This is a genomic window from Vibrio sp. V39_P1S14PM300 (genome assembly GCF_009904765.1).
Lineage (GTDB): Bacteria > Pseudomonadota > Gammaproteobacteria > Enterobacterales > Vibrionaceae > Vibrio > Vibrio proteolyticus.
The window spans coordinates 1-1991 of record NZ_WXWP01000405.1; the positions used below are offsets into that span (position 1 = coordinate 1).

At 49.1% G+C, this 1991-nt stretch carries 3 protein-coding genes; 2 read left to right on the forward strand and 1 reads right to left on the reverse strand.

Annotated features, from left to right (window positions below):
• Nucleotides 1–66 precede the first annotated feature (66 nt).
• Together CAG65_RS21185 and CAG65_RS21190 are read left to right on the forward strand one after the other, a co-directional pair.
• Nucleotides 67–258, forward strand: a complete 192-nt coding sequence (locus CAG65_RS21185) for a hypothetical protein (protein WP_161448242.1) — start codon at nt 67–69, stop codon at nt 256–258.
• A 172-nt stretch (nt 259–430) separates the two neighbouring features.
• Nucleotides 431–1492: a DNA-methyltransferase gene (locus CAG65_RS21190; RefSeq protein ID WP_161447526.1), complete on the forward strand. Its 1062-nt coding sequence runs from the start codon at nt 431–433 to the stop codon at nt 1490–1492.
• Nucleotides 1493–1528: 36 nt separating this feature from the next.
• Here the strand turns inward: CAG65_RS21190 and CAG65_RS21195 are convergent, their stop codons facing one another.
• Nucleotides 1529–1762 carry a DinI-like family protein gene (locus CAG65_RS21195; RefSeq protein WP_161447528.1) on the reverse strand — a complete coding sequence of 78 codons (234 nt, stop codon included), beginning with the start codon at nt 1760–1762 and terminating at the stop codon, nt 1529–1531.
• Nucleotides 1763–1991: the final 229 nt, after the last annotated feature.

A 1991-nucleotide genomic window follows, 5' to 3' on the forward strand; every position in this document is an offset into this window, starting at 1 on the left:
CACTGGCTATTCCCCGCACACCATAATAGTGTCGTGTCGCCTTAAAATGAGAGTGGGAATAGCCGTATGTTACCTGTCAAAACCGATGCCCAACAACTGGTCCTTCTTATTGTGGAACATGCCCGACAGGGTGTGCCGGATCCTTATATTATTGCTGAAGCATTGCCTGATTATTCCATCCATCATGTTGCATTTGTCATTGAGCAATTGGCCCAGTTGCCTTACCCCGACCTTAGCCAGCTCATACGAGATAGCTAACTGTACAAATACACAGTAAACCATGATAGGGTTGTTTCGTGTTTTGATGCCTTGAGTACCTGAGACCCGGCCCCCGGAGAGGAAGCAGCAAAACGCCACCAGTCATGTGCCTGCATGGCTGGTGGCTTTTCCACATGGCGTATTCAAGGCTCTTGTATGACAGGAGATAAGAATGCAGCAACACACCCTTTGCGATGGCCGTGCCACGCTGATTCATGCTGATTGTTTGGCGTACCTAAAAAACCTGAGCGACAACACGGTCGACCTCATCCTCACTGACCCACCTTATTTTCAGGTCAAGAAAAATGCCTGGGATAACCAATGGCCTGATGTCGACACCTTTCTGGCCTGGCTTGATGAAGTGCTGATGGAGTTTTGGCGCGTTCTGAAGCCCTCCGGTAGTCTGTACCTGTTTTGTGGCTCAAAGCTGGCCAGTGACACTGAAATTCTACTCCGGCAGCGTTTCGACGTCTTGAACCACATCATCTGGGCCAAACCGTCCGGCCCTTGGAAACGCATGCATAAGCCGGATTTGCGCATGTTCTTTCCGGCCACCGAGCGCATCTTGTTTGCGGGCCACTATAAGGCCGAAGGTTACGCCAAAGGCTGCTCCGGATACGCATCGCAGTGTCAGCAGCTCAAAAAGCAAGTCTTCAGGCCTCTGATGGACTATTTCATCAACGCCCGAAAGCGACTTGGCGTCACGGCTAAGGAAATCAATGCGGCCACGGACTCCCAGATGTGTTCACATTGGTTCGGCGAAAGCCAATGGAAACTGCCCAACCAAAAACAATATCAACAACTTCAGGCTCTATTTGCTCAAAAGCAGGGAAAATTGTCCCGGACACACAGCGACTTGACAAAAGAATACGACGGTCTTCAATCTGAATACCAGGCGCTGGTTCGTGAATACGATGATTTGAAAGCTCAATACCAGCATTTGCGTCGGCCTTTTGCCGTCACTAGTGAGGTTCCGTATACCGACGTCTGGCACTTTCCCCCTGTTCAGTATTATCCGGGGAAACATCCATGTGAAAAACCGCAGTCGCTGTTAGAGCATATTGTGACTGCTAGCAGCCGAGAGAATGACGTGGTGTTGGATGCGTTTATGGGCAGCGGTGCAACGGGGAAAGCCAGCCTGAATTTGAATCGCCGTTTTATCGGTGTTGAGATGGAGGAGGAAACGTTTGAACAAACGCGATCGTCTATTGAAAACTTAATGGTTAGACCGTAACAAAAAAGAAAGGCGCGCATTGGCGCCTTTCTTATTTCAGTTATACAGCCACTCATCGGCTTCATCAAAGATGTCTTCCAGGAGCTGCTGAAGCTTTTCCCGTCGGGTTTTGTCTTTTTCCTGAATATCCAGTTGGTTGTTCTCTCCCTTGCGTACCCGGACTTGCACGTTCGGGTAGACCTTGGCCAAGCGACGCTGGACTTCCGGTTCAATCAACGAGAACTTACCGTCAGGTAAGTCAGACTCTTTAATCATCATATTCACGCGCATACAGAACTCCTTTAAAATATTACTGTATATATAAACAGTATATTCTATTTTTAATCCAGGTCAACATGCCCCATATCACGCCACAAATCGTCCATGGCATCATGCAGTGCCTGCTTGAGTTGCGGTGTCATGTCCCTTAATGCCATCACCAGCGTTTGCGCTATCGGCTCAGGGTCAGTATGAGAGGTGCTTAACTGTATCGTCGGCGTAAAGTTGACTTCGATGGCGG

Coding starts and splice junctions, on each gene's coding strand:
- CAG65_RS21185 (WP_161448242.1), top strand. CDS start 67: ATGTTACCTGTCAAAACCGATGCCCAACAACTGGTCCTTCTTATTGTG.
- CAG65_RS21190 (WP_161447526.1), top strand. CDS start 431: ATGCAGCAACACACCCTTTGCGATGGCCGTGCCACGCTGATTCATGCT.
- CAG65_RS21195 (WP_161447528.1), bottom strand. CDS start 1,762: ATGCGCGTGAATATGATGATTAAAGAGTCTGACTTACCTGACGGTAAG.